General features: G+C 65.2%; 16 protein-coding genes. 9 read left to right on the forward strand and 7 right to left on the reverse strand.

Going from position 1 to position 15,229, the window contains the following annotated elements; genetic code table 11:
• The first annotated feature begins 47 nt into the window (after positions 1-47).
• Positions 48-725, forward strand: coding sequence for a class I SAM-dependent methyltransferase (locus B4393_RS10535; protein WP_078282641.1), 678 nt, complete (start codon positions 48-50; stop codon positions 723-725).
• On the opposite strand, the gene B4393_RS10540 is transcribed toward B4393_RS10535, so the two are convergent.
• Positions 722-1,834: an MBL fold metallo-hydrolase gene (locus tag B4393_RS10540; protein ID WP_078334120.1), complete on the reverse strand. Its 1,113-nt coding sequence runs from the start codon at positions 1,832-1,834 to the stop codon at positions 722-724. The genes B4393_RS10535 and B4393_RS10540 overlap by 4 nt on opposite strands.
• Positions 1,835-1,836: 2 nt before the next feature.
• A complete protein-coding gene (locus B4393_RS10545) occupies positions 1,837-2,568 on the reverse strand; it encodes an enoyl-CoA hydratase (RefSeq protein WP_078312714.1) in 732 nt (243 codons plus the stop codon).
• A 15-nt stretch (positions 2,569-2,583) separates the two neighbouring features.
• Between B4393_RS10545 and B4393_RS10550 the strand changes: the two genes are divergently transcribed.
• The gene (locus tag B4393_RS10550) at positions 2,584-3,681 is read left to right on the forward strand and encodes an NAD(P)-binding domain-containing protein (RefSeq protein ID WP_078334121.1); all 1,098 of its coding nucleotides are present in this window, start codon (positions 2,584-2,586) and stop codon (positions 3,679-3,681) included.
• A 6-nt stretch (positions 3,682-3,687) separates the two neighbouring features.
• Here B4393_RS10550 and B4393_RS10555 read toward each other — a convergent pair whose 3' ends face one another.
• On the reverse strand, positions 3,688-4,248 hold the full coding sequence (locus tag B4393_RS10555) for a hypothetical protein (protein ID WP_413816146.1): 561 nt from the start codon (positions 4,246-4,248) through the stop codon (positions 3,688-3,690).
• Positions 4,249-4,380: 132 nt separating this feature from the next.
• Between B4393_RS10555 and B4393_RS10560 the strand changes: the two genes are divergently transcribed.
• The 4 genes from B4393_RS10560 (at position 4,381) to B4393_RS10575 (ending at position 7,570) form a co-directional block, all read left to right on the forward strand.
• Positions 4,381-4,902 (forward strand): hypothetical protein, encoded by a 522-nt coding sequence (locus tag B4393_RS10560; RefSeq protein ID WP_078334122.1) that lies wholly within the window; start codon positions 4,381-4,383, stop codon positions 4,900-4,902.
• A gap of 2 nt (positions 4,903-4,904) precedes the next feature.
• Positions 4,905-5,405, forward strand: a complete 501-nt coding sequence (locus tag B4393_RS10565; RefSeq protein ID WP_078334123.1) for a hypothetical protein — start codon at positions 4,905-4,907, stop codon at positions 5,403-5,405.
• A gap of 35 nt (positions 5,406-5,440) precedes the next feature.
• Entirely contained in the window at positions 5,441-6,151 is a 711-nt protein-coding gene (locus tag B4393_RS10570) for a response regulator transcription factor (RefSeq protein ID WP_070936559.1), read from the forward strand.
• A gap of 105 nt (positions 6,152-6,256) precedes the next feature.
• A complete protein-coding gene (locus B4393_RS10575) occupies positions 6,257-7,570 on the forward strand; it encodes a sensor histidine kinase (protein WP_078334424.1) in 1,314 nt (437 codons plus the stop codon).
• 3 nt (positions 7,571-7,573) lie between these two features.
• Here B4393_RS10575 and B4393_RS10580 read toward each other — a convergent pair whose 3' ends face one another.
• From B4393_RS10580 to B4393_RS10595, 4 genes are read right to left on the reverse strand one after another with little or no spacing between them, the layout of a single operon-like run.
• Positions 7,574-7,933 (reverse strand): FKBP-type peptidyl-prolyl cis-trans isomerase, encoded by a 360-nt coding sequence (locus B4393_RS10580; protein ID WP_070936560.1) that lies wholly within the window; start codon positions 7,931-7,933, stop codon positions 7,574-7,576.
• Positions 7,930-8,751, reverse strand: a complete 822-nt coding sequence (locus B4393_RS10585; RefSeq protein WP_078334124.1) for a GntR family transcriptional regulator — start codon at positions 8,749-8,751, stop codon at positions 7,930-7,932. Before B4393_RS10585 ends, B4393_RS10580 begins: the two co-directional genes overlap by 4 nt.
• Before the next feature lie 25 nt (positions 8,752-8,776).
• Positions 8,777-9,553: a 3-oxoacyl-ACP reductase FabG gene (gene fabG, locus B4393_RS10590; RefSeq protein WP_078334125.1), complete on the reverse strand. Its 777-nt coding sequence runs from the start codon at positions 9,551-9,553 to the stop codon at positions 8,777-8,779.
• A 21-nt stretch (positions 9,554-9,574) separates the two neighbouring features.
• Positions 9,575-10,591 carry a phosphotransferase enzyme family protein gene (locus B4393_RS10595; RefSeq protein ID WP_078334126.1) on the reverse strand — a complete coding sequence of 339 codons (1,017 nt, stop codon included), beginning with the start codon at positions 10,589-10,591 and terminating at the stop codon, positions 9,575-9,577.
• 256 nt (positions 10,592-10,847) lie between these two features.
• On the opposite strand from B4393_RS10595, the gene B4393_RS10600 reads away from it, so the two are divergent.
• The 3 genes from B4393_RS10600 to B4393_RS10610 are packed head-to-tail and all read left to right on the forward strand — an operon-like array spanning position 10,848 to position 15,222.
• Positions 10,848-12,410, forward strand: coding sequence for an APC family permease (locus B4393_RS10600; RefSeq protein ID WP_078334127.1), 1,563 nt, complete (start codon positions 10,848-10,850; stop codon positions 12,408-12,410).
• Complete coding sequence (locus tag B4393_RS10605; protein ID WP_078334128.1) at positions 12,407-13,726, forward strand: aspartate aminotransferase family protein; 1,320 nt, start codon at positions 12,407-12,409, stop codon at positions 13,724-13,726. The genes B4393_RS10600 and B4393_RS10605 overlap by 4 nt, the downstream gene beginning before the upstream one ends.
• A gap of 26 nt (positions 13,727-13,752) precedes the next feature.
• The gene (locus B4393_RS10610; RefSeq protein WP_078334129.1) at positions 13,753-15,222 is read left to right on the forward strand and encodes a phytoene desaturase family protein; all 1,470 of its coding nucleotides are present in this window, start codon (positions 13,753-13,755) and stop codon (positions 15,220-15,222) included.
• Positions 15,223-15,229: the final 7 nt, after the last annotated feature.

Genomic DNA, 15,229 nt, shown 5'->3' on the forward strand with positions numbered 1-15,229 from the left:
CGATGGTCACGTCCCGTTCCCTTTGAACGCGGGTAATGTCAGTTGGTATGACATCGCATGAACTCCCGGATTGGGACGCCACCTATCAAGGCAAAGGCGAGCTCTTCCAGGGCGAACCGCCCTGGAACATCGGCGAGCCCCAGCCCGAACTCGCCGCGCTGATCGACGCCGACAAGTTCCATGGCACGGTTCTCGACGTCGGCTGCGGGCACGCCGAAACCTCGCTGCGGCTGGCGGCGCTGGGGCACACGACCGTCGGGCTCGACCTGTCCCCCACCGCCATCGAGGCCGCCCGCGCCGCGGCAGCGGAGCGTGGACTGACCAACGCCAGCTTCGAGGTCGCCGATATCACCGACTTCTCCGGCTACGACGGGCGCTTCAACACCATCGTCGACAGCACGTTGTTCCACTCGATCCCCGTCGAGGCCCGCGAGGCCTACCTGCGGTCGATCTCACGCGCGGCCGCCCCGGATGCGTCCTACTACGTGTTGGTCTTCGCGGTCGGCGCCTTCCCGCCGGGGATCGGCCCCAACGCCGTTACCGAAGACGAGTTGCGCGCGGCGGTCGAGCCCTACTGGGTGATCGACGACCTGAGCCCCGCGTTCATCCACTCCAACATCCCCGAAGTGATACCGGGCGCCAACTTCGAGATGCCGGCGTTCCACAAGGACGAGAAGGGCCGCAACAAGCAGCCCGCGTTCCTGCTCCAAGCACACAAGCCTTAGGTAAAACGCCACCAGCCGTCGGGGGCAACGGGCTGCCGCATATCGGCCCGTTGCCCGGGCTTGGGCGCCACGACGGTGACGCCCTGCTCGTCAGCGGCGGTGAGCAACCGCTCGATCGGCTCGGCCCACGGATGCAGGGCCAGGTTGAACGTCGCCCAGTGGATCGGCAGGAGTGGGGCGGATTTATCGGAAGCCAGACTGTTCAAGTCCTGGTGGGTCTGGACCGCCTCTTCGGGGTTCATGTGGATATCGGCCCACGAGGTGTTGTAGGCACCGACCGGCAACAGGGTCAGATCAAAGGGTCCGTAAGTGTCGCCAATGACCTTGAATGCCTTGGTGTATCCGGTGTCGCCACCGAAAAAGACCTTATGTTTCGGTCCGGCGATGGACCAAGATGCCCACAGCGTGGTGTTGCGAGACAGCGACCTGCCGGAGAAATGTCGGGCCTGCGTGCAGGTGAGCGTGAGCTTTCCGAGCTGATGGCTCTGGTCCCAGTCGAGCTCGATGACCCGCGCCGGTGAGACGCCCCAGCTGCGCAGGTGCGCGCCTACCCCGAGCGGCACCACGAACACCGCGTTCTGGCTCCGGGTCAGCGCGATAATGGAGTCCATATCGAGATGGTCGTAATGGTCGTGACTGATGACCACGGCGTCCAGCGCCGGTAATGCCGACAGCTCCACCGGGACGGGATGCTGACGATGCGGCCCGACGACTCGAGAGGGCGAGCACCTGTCGCTCCACACCGGATCGGTGAGCACCCGATACCCGTCGACCTCCACGAGCACACTGGAATGCCCGAACCAGGTGGCGGCCAAGTCGGCAGGCGGACCGCCAAGTTCAGGGATCACAAGCGGCACTTGGCCTTTAGGTGCACCCGCGCTACGCCGCGTGATCACATCCCACACCACCGTGGTGGCCTCGGCATCAGGCGAAAACTGCCGTGCCGGTTCGGCGTTATGGAAGGAACCACCACGGTATTGCGGTGACCCCTGCGCAACCTCGGCGATGCGCTCCTTGCTGGCGCCCAGCGTTCGCGGGACGTCACGCAGGGCGCGCCCGAACCACGTCGACGCAAGAGCTGCGCCGGCGCCAACCCAGAGCGCCCGCACGCTCAGGCTCCCTGGAAGTTCGGGGGACGCTTCTGAATTCGCGCGACCTGAGCCTCGATGATGTCTTGGCTGCTCCACGCCTTGTCGAACAGCACCTTGTGCTCGGGCAGCTGGTCCTCGAACGCACCGTCGTCGTTGAGCACCCGCTTGGCATGCTTGAGTGCCAGCGGCGCGAACCCGGCCAGCTCGGCCGCCCACGCCTGCGCGTCGGCAAGCTCTCCGATGCGGTTGGCCATGCCGGTTTGGAAGGCGGCCTGCGCGTCGAGCGGCTCGGCAGCCAGCAGCATGCCACGTGCGCGTCCGTAGCCGACCAACGAGGACAGCCGGCGGATACTCCAGTTATCCAGGGCGATACCGTATTTGGCGACCGGGAACTGGAAGCGCGCGGTCTCGGAGACCACACGCAGGTCGGCCACCATCGCCAACATGACACCGGCACCGATCGCGGGGCCGTTGACAGCGGCGATGACCGGAATGTCGGCGGCGTCGATGCTCTTGATCGAGTGCTGCCAGGCGTCGGCGAACTTATCGGGATCAGGAGCGCCACTGGACAGGTCGGCACCCGCGCAGAACGAGGTGCCCTGCCCGGTGACGACGATGACGCGCGCCGTTTCGGCGGCCTTGCGGACCTCCTCGGCGAAGGCGAGCGCCAACTCGTAGGTCACCGCATTACGCCGTTCTGGGCGCTGCAGCTCAATGGTGGTGACGGGACCGTCGCTAGTTACACCGATCATGGCAACCACCCTAATATGGCGCCCATGACTACCGTCGCCGTGATTGGTGGCGGGCAGGCCGGGATCGCGGCGGGATACTTCCTACGGCGGCGCGGTTTGGAGCCGCTGAGCCCGCGGTACCCCGCCGATACGCCCGGCCAGGGATTCGTCATCCTGGATCATTCCCCCCGCCCGGGCGGGGCATGGCAATTCCGCTGGCCAACGTTGACCCTCGACAACACCAACCGCATCTATCAGCTGCCCGGGCTGCCCTTCGACGAGACGGGCACCATCAAGGCCTCAACCGCCATGCCCCAATACTTCGGCGAGTACGAGCAGCGCTATGCCCTCGATGTCCGCCGGCCCGTGCACGTACAGGCGGCGCGGCTCGCGACGGGCGGGTTTTCCCTCGACACCTCCGCGGGCGAGTTCACGGTCGACGGACTGATCAACGCGACGGGCACCTGGGACAAGCCGTTCGTGCCGTTCGTGCCCGGTGCCGGCACCTTCCGGGGACGTCAACTGCACACCCACGACTACCAGCGACCCGAGGAATTCGCCGGCCAGCACGTGCTCGTGGTGGGTGGCGGGATCTCGGCCGTGCAGCTGCTCATCGAGATCGCCGGAATCGCGTCCGTCACGACCTCCTGGGTCACTCGGCGCGAGCCGGTGTTCGTCACAGATCTCACCGTCGATCGGCTGCGGGCGGCGGTGGCGGGCGTCGATGAGCGATCGCGGCGGGGTGAACCTCAGCGGTCGGTGGTCTCGGCGACGGGGCTGCCGTGGACACCGGAAATCGCCGCGGCCGCGCAGCACGGGGTGCTGGCGCGGCGCCCCATGTTCAGCCGGATCACCCCGACCGGGGTCGCCTGGCCCGACGGCAGCTCCATGGATGTCGACGTGATCCTGTGGTGCACCGGGTTTCGGCACGCGCTGGATCACCTGGCACCGCTGCATCTGCGCAACGATCGGGGCGGCATCACCATGACCGGTAGGCTGCTCACGCAGGTCGCGGGGCAACCCGCCATCCATCTGCTGGGATACGGCTCATCGGCGAGCACCATCGGCGCCAACCGGGCATCCCGTGCCGCCGTCGTCGAGCTGATGAACTATCTGGACGAGCGTGCTTCCTAGTGCTACCTAGAAGGACGTGCTTCCCGAGGGCTGCAGCACGAAGCCGTGCTTCTGATCCCCCGTCGTCACCTGGCACGCGGTGACGCTGCCTGCGCCGACGGCACACGTGACGTTCCCGTACGTGAGCTTCTGTCCGACGTTGAGCTGCGGTGCCTCGGGTTTGGTGCCACAGGACCACGCGCCCTTGCTGATCTCGAAGGCGCCGTCACCCTTCTGCGCGACGGTGCCCATCGGACACGTGCCAACACCAGGGATGTTCACGCCGCCCAGTCCGGGCACATTCGCGCTCGCTCCACCGATACCGGGCACATTCGGGGCGTTCGGGGCGTCCCCGGGAATCCCGGGAACCGCGCCATCGCAGCTGAGGCGTTGACGCGAGGTGGGCGTCATGTTCGGGGAGGCGCGGAACATGCAGCCGATTCCGTCGGGGGTGGAGAAGTGGATCGACCGGACCGAAGAGTTCTCGTTGGTGACGAAAAATCCGTCGGGCGGCACCACGGCGAAGCCGCTCAAATCGGGGAAGGCCGGATCGGCGTGCGCCACGGTCGCACCGGCGAGACCACCCATGACTGCGGCCGATATCGCGACGCAACCTGCCATAACTCTGCCCATCCACATGAGATCTGATTGTACGGACCGCCCAGCGCGCACAGTACAGCTAACGTTTGTGACCAAGCCGGTCAACCGTGAGGAGTTCGGGTGCAGCATCACGCGTTGCGGATCGCCGCGATTCTTGTAGCAATGTTGCCCTCGTGGGCGCCAACGGCTGCCGCGGCGCCCGTCGGCTTCCCCGACCTTGGTAGCTACACCCAGGTAAACGCTCCCGATTACGCGCAGCAGACCGTGGGCAGCCTCTACGTCTTCGACACCCCCGACGGACTGCACTGCGAAATCACCGAGCCGCACTACCGCCCGTTGCAGTTCGGGTGTCATGGGGCGCTTCCGGCGGTACCCGAGGGAGTCGACCACGTACTGGCGGCAACCATCCCCGCCGAGGACTTCGCGACATCCTCCAAGAATGCGGTGGTCGAGTTCAGCGCGCCGTACGCCAGCTCACGTGAGCTTTCGGGTGTGTTGCTACCCCCCATGCACTACATCACGGCACTGAACATCACCTGCGCGGTCGACGGCGCCGGCATGACAGCCTGCAGGTATCGCAGCGACGATGGTGCCCGGCAGTACGGATTTGTGTTGTCCCCCAATGGAAGTGGGATCTTGTGAGGATGCGCAGATATCTCACGACGGCGGCCGGGGCCCTTGTCGGTTCGCTGTGTCTGGCACCCGCCGCGGTTGCGGACGCCCCCGATTTTCCAGACCTGTCTACCTATCAGGCGGACTCCCCCGCGTCGTACAAGCAGGGCACCGTCACCGAATTCCGCACACCCAACGGTCTGCTGTGCCGAATGCAACCCGACATCACCGGCACCGCCGCATTCTGGTGCTACGGCAACCTCCCCGCGGTGCCCGCCGGGGTCAACGTGGTGTCCGGCACCGATTTCAAGCGTTGGGGATTTCTGCCGCCTGACGTGAACAAGAACGCACCGATACTGCCGCCCATGCACTCATTGACCACCACCGGCAGGCAGACCACCACCAGCTGCGTGGTGGGCCAGGACGGGCTCACCGCCTGTAAGAGTGTCATCAGCTACAGCGCCGGGGGCGGCGAGGAAACAGGCTTCGTAGCCTCGCCGCAAGGAAGTCGCGTCTGGCGCACCAAGCTGTGACGGCATCCCACCTCTGGGGACACTCATCGGGCAAGATGGCAGGCATGGTTGATGGCCAAGGCTCCCCGCGCGTACTGGTGGTGGACGACGACGCCGACGTGCTCGCCTCGCTGGAACGCGGCTTGCGCCTCTCCGGTTTCGAGGTGAATACCGCCAGTGACGGCGCCGAGGCGCTGCGCTGCGCCACCGAACATCGTCCGGACGCGATCGTGCTCGATATCAACATGCCCGTACTCGACGGTGTCAGTGTGGTGACCGCGCTGCGGGCCATGGACAACGACGTGCCGGTCTGCGTGCTGTCGGCGCGCACCTCCGTCGACGATCGCGTGGCCGGTTTGGAGGCCGGCGCCGACGACTACCTCACCAAGCCGTTCGTGCTCGCCGAGCTGGTAGCCCGGGTGAAGGCGCTGCTGCGCCGCCGCGGCGCGGTGGCCACCTCATCCACCGAAACCATCACCGTCGGCCCGCTTGAGGTTGAGATTCCGGGCAGGCGTGCCCGCATCAACGGTGTCGAGGTCGATCTCACCAAGCGCGAGTTCGATCTGCTGGCCGTGCTCGCCGAACACAAGACCGCGGTGTTGTCCCGCGCCCAGCTGCTCGAGCTGGTGTGGGGCTACGACTTCGCCGCCGACACCAACGTCGTCGACGTGTTCATCGGCTATCTGCGCCGCAAGCTGGAAACCAGTGGCGCGCCTCGCCTGCTGCATACCGTCCGCGGTGTCGGGTTCGTGCTGCGTTCGCAGTAACGACGGATGAGCAGCTTGCGCGAAAACCAACCAGTCATGGGCCGCCCCAGTAAGCACCGCAGCCAACGGATCACCGATCTGTCCTACCGGCTGCTGGAGAAACCCATGCGGATCTTCTCGCTGCGCACCCTGGTCGCCATCGCCGCGCTGGGCGTGATGGTGCTTGTGGTCACGCTGGGCACCTGGGTGTGGCTGGGCGTCGAGGAAGACCAGTACAGCCAGCTGGATCGGCGGCTCGACTCGGTGTCCAGCCTCGGTGCCGTCTCGAACCTGCTGAATTCGGTGATCAGCTCCGATCAGAAGCTCGACAGCCCCGACGGTCTGGTGCTCACCGCGCGCGTCGCCGGAATCACCAAATCCATCCCGACCGATACCGAGCTTCCACTCCTGGAAACCGGTTACGCCAACACCAAGATCAACGGCGTCGAGTACCGCGTCCGGTCATTCGTCGCCCCGGGCAACATCCCCGTTGCCGTCGGCGCCCCCGTCGCGGAGACGCAGCGGCAGATCGACCGGTATCACCTGCGCATCTTGGCGATCTGCGGCGGCGTGCTGGTCGGCACCGTGATCGTCGGCTGGGTCATCTCGCTTATCGTGGTGAGCCCGTTCCGGCTGCTGGCGCAGCAGGCCCGCCTGATCAACGCGCAATCCAACCCCGATGACGTGAACGTCCGCGGTGTGCGTGAGGCGGTCGAGATCTCCGAGGCCGTCGAGGGAATGCTCGAACGCATCAACACCGAGCAAGAAAAGACCAAGGCCGCACTGGAATCCGCACGTGATTTCGCGGCCGTCGCCTCGCACGAACTGCGGACCCCGCTCACCGCGATGCGAACCAACCTCGAGGTGCTGTCCACCCTCAATCTCAGCGCCGATCAACGCACCGAGATCCTCGACGAGACCATACGCACCCAAAGCCGGGTCGAGGCAACACTTTCCGCGCTGGAACGGCTGGCACAGGGCCAGCTCACCACCGAGGACGACCACGTGCCCGTCGATATCACCGAACTGCTGGACCGCGCCGCCCACGACGCGGATCGCAGTTACCCGAATCTCGAGATTTCCCTGGTGCCGTCATCCACGATCCTGATGCTCGGGTTGCCCGCCGGTCTACGGCTGGTGATCGACAATGCGATCAAGAACGCCGTGAAACACGGTGGCGCGAACAAGATTCAGCTCTCGGCCACCAGCACCGTGCACGGGGTGGAAATCGCGGTCGACGACGACGGCAGCGGCATCCCCGAGGCCGAGCGTGTCCAGGTGTTCGAGCGCTTCTCGCGCGGCTCCACCGCCTCGCACTCCGGCTCTGGCCTGGGGCTGGCGCTGGTGGCACAGCAGGCCGAACTCCACGGTGGCACTGCCGCTTTGGAGTCCAGCCCATTGGGAGGCGCAAGACTGGTGCTGCGCCTCCCCGGGCATTAGTTCCTAGCGAGCGCCCAGCAGGTCGATCACGAACACCAGCGTCTTGCCCGACAACTGGTGTCCGGCACCGGCCTCGCCGTAGGCCTGAGCCGGCGGCACTGTGAGCTGACGACGTCCGCCGACCTTCATGCCGGGGATACCGTCCTGCCAACCCTGGATGAGCGCCTGGAGCGGGAACTCGATGGACTCACCGCGGTTCCACGAGCTGTCGAATTCCTCGCCGCTCTCGAATTCGACACCGACGTAATGCACGTCGACCACCGATCCGGGTGTGGCCTCGGCACCGTCGCCGACGGTGATGTCCTTGATGACCAGTTCGGTGGGCGCTGGACCGGGCTGGAAATCGATCTCTGGTTTCGTCATGCCAGCAGCGTATCGTCCGGCCGCCGGTGAGCCGCCAGCCTGCTCACCACACGTTCGACCTTGCCATCCACACCACGGGTTTCCTGTGCCACGGCCGATGTCATGGTGGCAGTCAGGCGTACCCGATCAGCCCGGAACAGGTCATAGCTGTATTCGAAAGGCCTGCCGTCGGTGTTGCGGGTTACCCGGGTGATCGCCAACAGGGGCCTGCGATGAGGCACGTCGAGCCATTCGGCCTCGCGCGGATTGGCACTCACCACTTCGATCGTCTCGGTCGAGGAGTCCGCCGTCAATCCGTAGCGCACCTGGCACAGTTCGTACAGGGATCCGCCGAGCGGTTGCTCCAGCAAGTCGGGCACCAGTTCGGCGGCAAAACACGCGGTATCGACCGAGAGCGGTACTCCGTCGGCATAACGAAGCCGCCGCACGTCGAAAACTTCTGCCTCATCACCGATTTCAAGAGCGGACCCCTCGGCCGCGGTGGCAGGTCGCCGGGAGGTACTGAGCACCCGAGTGTCGCTGGTGTGGCCACCGATGTGCAGCCTGGTCGGCAGTCCCACCAGCTCGGCGACATTGCGTTGCACCACATCGGCCCGCACGAAGGTGCCCCCGCCACGGCCGGTTTGACGCTCCAGGATGCCGGCCCGACTCAATGGCACCAACGCACTGCGCACTGTCGCACGCGATACCGCGAACCGCTCGGCCATCTCGCGCTCGGACCCCAACCGCGAGCCCGGGTGCAGCGTGCCCTGGGCAAGCATGGACAGGATTCGACGCCGCACATCCTCGGCTACCGGGCCGCCCTCCGACTCCTCCATCTGCTCAGTATCGCCGCAAGCGCACCTACGGGTTAACCGCCTCCGGCGATTCGGGCAATACCTGCCCGCCGTCGACCACGATGGCCTGCCCGGTGATGTATGCGGCCTCATCGCTGGCCAGGAACGCCGCCAGGTGCCCGATATCAATGGGGCTGCCCAACGTGCCCAGCGGAATCGAGCGCGCCATCCCCGCGATGTATTCCTCGCCCATATCCACCAGCCCCTCGGTGAGGATGTTGCCGGGCAGGATCGCGTTCACCGTCACCCGCCGCGGCGCCAGTTCGATAGCAGCAGTCCGCATGAAACCCAACTGCGCTGCCTTCGACGCGCCATAGTGCGACCAACCCGGATAACCCGTGACGGGTCCGGTGATGGACGAGGTGAGCACTACGCGGCCCCTACCAGAGGCCGTCAACGGGTCCAGGCAGGCCTGCACCGAGTACACGGTGCCCTTGACATTGATATCGAGCACCTCGGAGAGCTGCTCGGGCGTCATCGAGTCCAACCGCGCCTCCGGGAAAATTCCCGCATTGGCACACAGCACATCCAGGCCGCCGAACGCGTCGACGACGATCCGCACGGCATCCGCACACGAGCCCGGGTCGGACACGTCCAACCGAACACCAATGACGTTGCCACTGCCGAGCTGGTCCAATTCCGCCGCCACTGAGCTGATCTCATCGGAGGACCGGGCGGAAACCGCCACATTTGCCCCGGCCCGCGCGAACACCGTGGCGATACCGCGGCCAATACCCTTGCTCCCGCCGGTCACCAACACAGACCTGGTGGACAGATCAAACATCACATTCCCTCTCCTGCCGGCTCAGCCGACTCGACGTCCGAAAATTGCTTCCCGCAACCATGTTTGGTCGCCGAGATACCGTTCCGCCAGGCGGGCGGTGCGCGCACCGAACCCGTCGCTGACCCTCATCGCCGCATCGGCATCGGCATGCGAGGCAATCCAGGCGGTGAGCATGACGCGGCGCAACATCACAAAAACCGGGATCATGCCCAGATGGTCGTCGGACAGCCGGCGCACTCGTCGATAACCGTCGAGCCAATCCGCGACGGCAGCCTCAGCCTCGGGGGTGTCTTCCACCCAGGACACCACGGCGCCGAGATCGGCCATAAACCAGGACCACCCGCAGTCGTCGAAGTCGATGACCGTGATGTCCGATCCCGGACGGCCCGGGTCGACCATCAAGTTGGACAGTCGCATGTCAGCGTGTATCAGTCCGAATCGATCTGGGGTGTAACCATATTCATCAAGCCGTCGGGTTATGTCCCCCACCGCGGCGTCGACGGCAATGCGGTCCCTGTCGGTCATGCCGGGGGCCTGCCGCCAGTCACCCCAACGCGCCTGCGGGCCGAACATCGAGTCCAGGTCCCAACGAAACCGGGTGAACTCCGCCGGCACACGCCAGCGCTGGACATGGTCGTGCATGTGCGCGGTCAGTTGGCCGAGATTCCCGTATCCGACCACGCCGGAAGTTTCCTCGGCGGTACAACCCGGGACATAACCCATGGCATCGACATGCAACGTGGCCCCGTCGACGCGGACGGGGATCACATCCGATCCGTCCCGCGCCCGCACGAGTTCCGGCGTGACGACCGGAGTCTCGGTGCGTAACGCGTGCATCCACGCCAGCTCGGAGCGGATGGCGGGCAGCGAGTGGTACCCGGGCCGGTGCACCCGCAGCACCATGGGCCGCTGATCGTCCACCAGATAGGTGGCGTTCTCGGAAAGACTCAACAGCCGCAGCGACGTATCCGGATCGCGGCCATAACTCGCGAGGGCGGCTTGCGCGAACGCGCTGTGGTTCGACGGTAATCCCGGCATGGGTCGAGTGTGCACCACAACGAGCCGCCAAGCGGACCAAATCGGACCATTTAATGTCAACGAACCGCAATCGACCCAGAACGAAACATCACCGAAACCAATCGGGGCGATTTCCCTGATTCCCTTTCAACCAGGGCACACGGCCAGGTATAAATGACCGCGTCGCACCAAAACAGCACCGTCGACCTGATCCCCAGGCTTCGTCGGCCGCGGAGAACCAGACAAAACCAGACCAAATACGGAGAAGGGATCTTCCGTGAGCGACACCATCGACCCACCCATCACCACCGCATCCGAGCCGGGCAGCATGCAGCGGCTCAAACCCAATGCCGTCGGCCTCATCGGGGTGCTGTTCATGGCGGTCGCCACCGCCGCACCGATCACCGCGATGGTCGGCAATGTGCCCATGGCGGTGGGATTTGGCAACGGCGCGTACGCCCCCGCCGGGTATCTGGTGGCCACGATCGTGCTGACACTCTTCGCCATCGGCTACGCGGCGATGTCCAGACACATCGTCGCCACCGGCGCGTTCTACGGATACATATCGCACGGCCTGGGCCGCATCGTCGGTCTTGGCTCAGGATTCCTGATCACCTTGGCCTACATGGTTTTCGAGGCCTCCCTGGTGGGAATCTTCTCGTTCTTCGCCAACGACCTCTTCCACAATTTCTTCCACCAGGACGTTCCATGGATCGTCTTCGCGCTGGCCATGCTGGCCACCAACGCGGTGCTCACCTACTTCGATCTCAACCTGGCGGCGAGGGTACTGGGCGTCTTCCTGGTGACCGAAATTCTGATGCTGTCACTACTGGCGCTCTCGGTGCTGTTCACCGGGGGCGGGCCGCAGGGCTGGTCCTGGGGATCGCTCAACCCGCTCAACGGCTTTCACGATCTCAGCGGAGTGGTGCACGGCCCGGCGGGTCCCCTTGCGGTCGCGGGTTCGGCCGGCGTGGGACTCTTCTTCGCATTCTGGTCCTGGGTCGGATTCGAATCCAGCGCCATGTACGCCGAGGAGTCCAAGAACCCCAAAAAGATCATCCCCATAGCGATCGTGACCTCAGTTGTCGGCGTGGGCCTCTTCTACGTCCTTGTCTCCTGGCTCGCCATCGTGGGTACCGGACCCGACAATGCCGTGGCGCTGGCACAAGATTCGTCGACCGCCGGTGACATCTTCTTCGGTCCGGTCCGTAGCCACCTCGGGATATGGGCAGTCACCCTGTTCAAGGTGCTCCTGATGACGGGATCGTTCGCCTGCGGCATGGCCTTCCACAACTGCGCCGCGCGCTACCTGTACGCCATCGGACGCGAAAACGTGATACCCGGGATGCGCCGGACCATCGGAGCCACCCATTCGGCCCACGGCTCACCACATGTGGCGGGCTTCGTCCAAACCGCATTCGCCACCGTGGTTGTGCTCTTCTTCGCGCTCACCCACCGCGATCCGTACACCGGGCTGTATGGACTGATGGCGCTGCTGGGCACGACCGCGATCCTGATCGTCCAGGCGCTCACCGCTTTCGCGGTGATCTCATATTTCCACGTGCAGCGCAATCACCCCGAAACCGCACACTGGTTCCGCACACTGGTGGCACCGCTACTGGGCGGACTGGGCATGGTCTACGTCGTCTACCTACTGGCCAAGCACGCCTCGTTCGCTGCCGGTACCGCAGCCAGCGACTGGATCTTCTCGTCGATTCCCTGGGTGGTCGGAGCCGCCGGAATCGGGGGTATCGCCCTGGCGCTCGCGCTCAAATACACCGCACCCGATCGCTACAACGACCTAGGCAGAACCGTGCTCGAGGAGGCACACGAACGATGAGCTTTTCCAACATCATGGATTCGAACAGCTACACAGGAGAACACGATGACCCGGCCACCGAAACACTGATCACGGCGCGGGAACGGGTACTCGGCCCCTCCTATCGGCTGTTCTACGAGCGGCCCGTACACCTGGTGCGCGGGCAGGGCAGCTATCTGTTCGATGCCGAAGGCAATCGCTATCTGGACGCCTACAACAACGTGGCGAGCGTGGGCCACTGCCATCCCCACGTCGTCGACGCGGTCACCCGGCAGATGTCCACCCTCAACACGCACACCCGGTATCTACACGAGGGCATTGTCGGCTACTCGGAACGTCTCCTTGCCACCATGCCCGACTCCATCGACCAGGTGATGTACGCGTGCACCGGTTCCGAGGCCAACGACCTGGCGCTACGCGTGGCCCAGATGTACACGGGGCAAAAGGGAATCATCGTGACCAGCGATGCCTACCACGGGAACACCGCCGCGGTCACCGCCATCTCCCCGTCGCTCGGCGGGAACTCGCTGGGCCCGCACGTGCGCACCGTGCCTGCCCCCGACAGTTATCGGACTCCGCCGGGCCAGCTGGCGGACCGCTTCGCCGCCGAAGTATCGCGGGCCATTGATGAACTGTGCTCCGCGGGCTACGGATTCAGCTGCCTGGTGGTCGACACGATCTTCTCCTCGGACGGAATCTATCCCGACGCTTCGGTACTGGAGCCGACAGCCGAGGTGGTGCGCAAGGCAGGCGGGGTACTGATCGCCGACGAGGTGCAGCCCGGCTTTGGCCGCACCGGCGATGCCATGTGGGGATTCCTGCGCCACGGCGTGGTGCCCGACATGGTCACCTTGGGTAAACCGATGGCCAACGGCATTCCGGTTTCGGCGCTGGCGGCCACCTCCGAGGTCCTCACCGCGTTCTCGCAGGATGTGCCGTATTTCAACACCTTCGGAGGAAATCCCGTCTCCATGGCTGCGGCCTCTGCCGTCTTGGATGTGATCGAGGATGAGAAGCTGCAGTTGCATGCCGCGGAAGTCGGCGCACTGCTGCGCACCGAGTTACGGTCTTTGGCCTCACGCCACGTCAGGCTCGGCGATATCCGGGGTACCGGACTGTATACCGGGGTGGAGGTCGTCGCCGACCCGGCCGCCCGCACCCCCGATCGAGCCGGTGCGCTACATATCGTGAACGAGCTGCGGAACCGGCGGGTGCTGATATCGGTCTGCGGGCAGGATGGAAATGTACTGAAAGTCCGTCCCCCGCTGGTGTTCTCACGGTCAGACGTGGACTGGTTCTGCACCGAGCTCGACGACGTTCTGAAAGGCATCGACTGATCACGCACAGGACGTACAGTCCTTCCATGGGCGTCACGCAATCTGATCGGTTTGACACGGTGATCGTCGGCGGGGGTCACAACGCGCTGACCGCCGCCGCATACCTGGCCCGCGTCGGCCAACGCGTGCTGTTGTTGGAGCGGCTCGACGTGCTGGGCGGTGCGGCGATCTCGGCGCCCGCCTTCGAGGGCGTCGACGCCCGACTATCCAGATACTCGTATCTGGTAAGCCTCATGCCCCGGCAGATCATCGACGACCTGGGCCTGGACATTCGGCTGGCGCGGCGCAAGTACGCGTCTTACACACCGGATCCCGCCGACGGCGGCCGGAGCGGATTTCTGGCCAGCACACATGATTTCGCCGAGTTCGGGGCCCTGTGCGATTCGGTCACCCGGCCGATGTGGGATTCGATGCTGAAGCCGCTGCAGCGGCGCAGCGATATCCGCGCCGGCGCCTGGGAGCAGCTGGTTGAAGCGCCGATCGGCGAGGTGATCCGCAGCGCCACTCCCGATGATCTGCAGCGCGGGGTGCTGCTCACCGACGCGCTCATCGGAACCTTCGCGAGCGCCGACGACCCGTCGCTGCAACAGAACATCTGCTTCCTGTATCACCAAATGAATCCCTGGGATGTCCCGATCGGCGGCATGGGTGCCGTGACCGGCTCGCTAGAAGCGTCCGCACGACGACACGGCGCCGAATTGCGCACCGGGGCAGAAGTTTTATCGATCTCCCCCGACGGCGAGGTGCGGTATGGCACCGGCGGTGAGGAGCACACGGTGGCGGGCGGCCGCGTTCTCAGCGGTGTCAGCCCCGCCGTGTTGGCCAACCTACTTGGGGAAACCCCACCCGCAGGACAGCCGGGCGCACAGGTCAAGGTGAACCTTCTACTGAAGCGGCTGCCCCGGCTGCGTGATGAAAATGTCACGCCCGAACAGGCTTTCGGCGGCACTTTCCACATCAACGAGACGTACACCCAGCTGGAAAATGCCTACCGGCAGGCATTCAGTGGGCAGATCCCTGATCCGCTGCCCTGCGAGATCTACTGTCATTCCTTGGCGGACCCGAGCATCCTGTCGCCGCAGCTGCGCGCGTCCGGGGCTCAGACGTTGACCGTCTTCGGCTTGCACACGCCGCACGGACTCGCTGCCACCGGCGAACAGCTCCAGGATGCGGTGCTCGGATCGCTGAATTCCGTTCTGGCCGAGCCGATCACCGACGTAGTGGCCACCGACGTGCACGGTCGGCCGTGTATAGAGACCAAGACCACCATCGACCTGGAAAATGCCCTCGGGATGACCGCAGGCAATATCTTCCACGGCGGGCTGCAATGGCCGTTCGCCGAGGATGACGAACCGTTGGAGACTGCCGCACAGCGCTGGGGCGTGGCCACCGCACACGATCGAATTCTGCTGTGCGGATCAGGTTCTCGCCGAGGCGGCGGGGTATCCGGCCTGGGCGGCTTGCATGCCGCCATGGCGGTGCTGGAGGCACGCTAGCCGCCCT

It is taken from the genome of Mycobacteroides franklinii, from assembly GCF_002013895.1.
Taxonomy (GTDB): Bacteria; Actinomycetota; Actinomycetes; order Mycobacteriales; family Mycobacteriaceae; genus Mycobacterium; species Mycobacterium franklinii.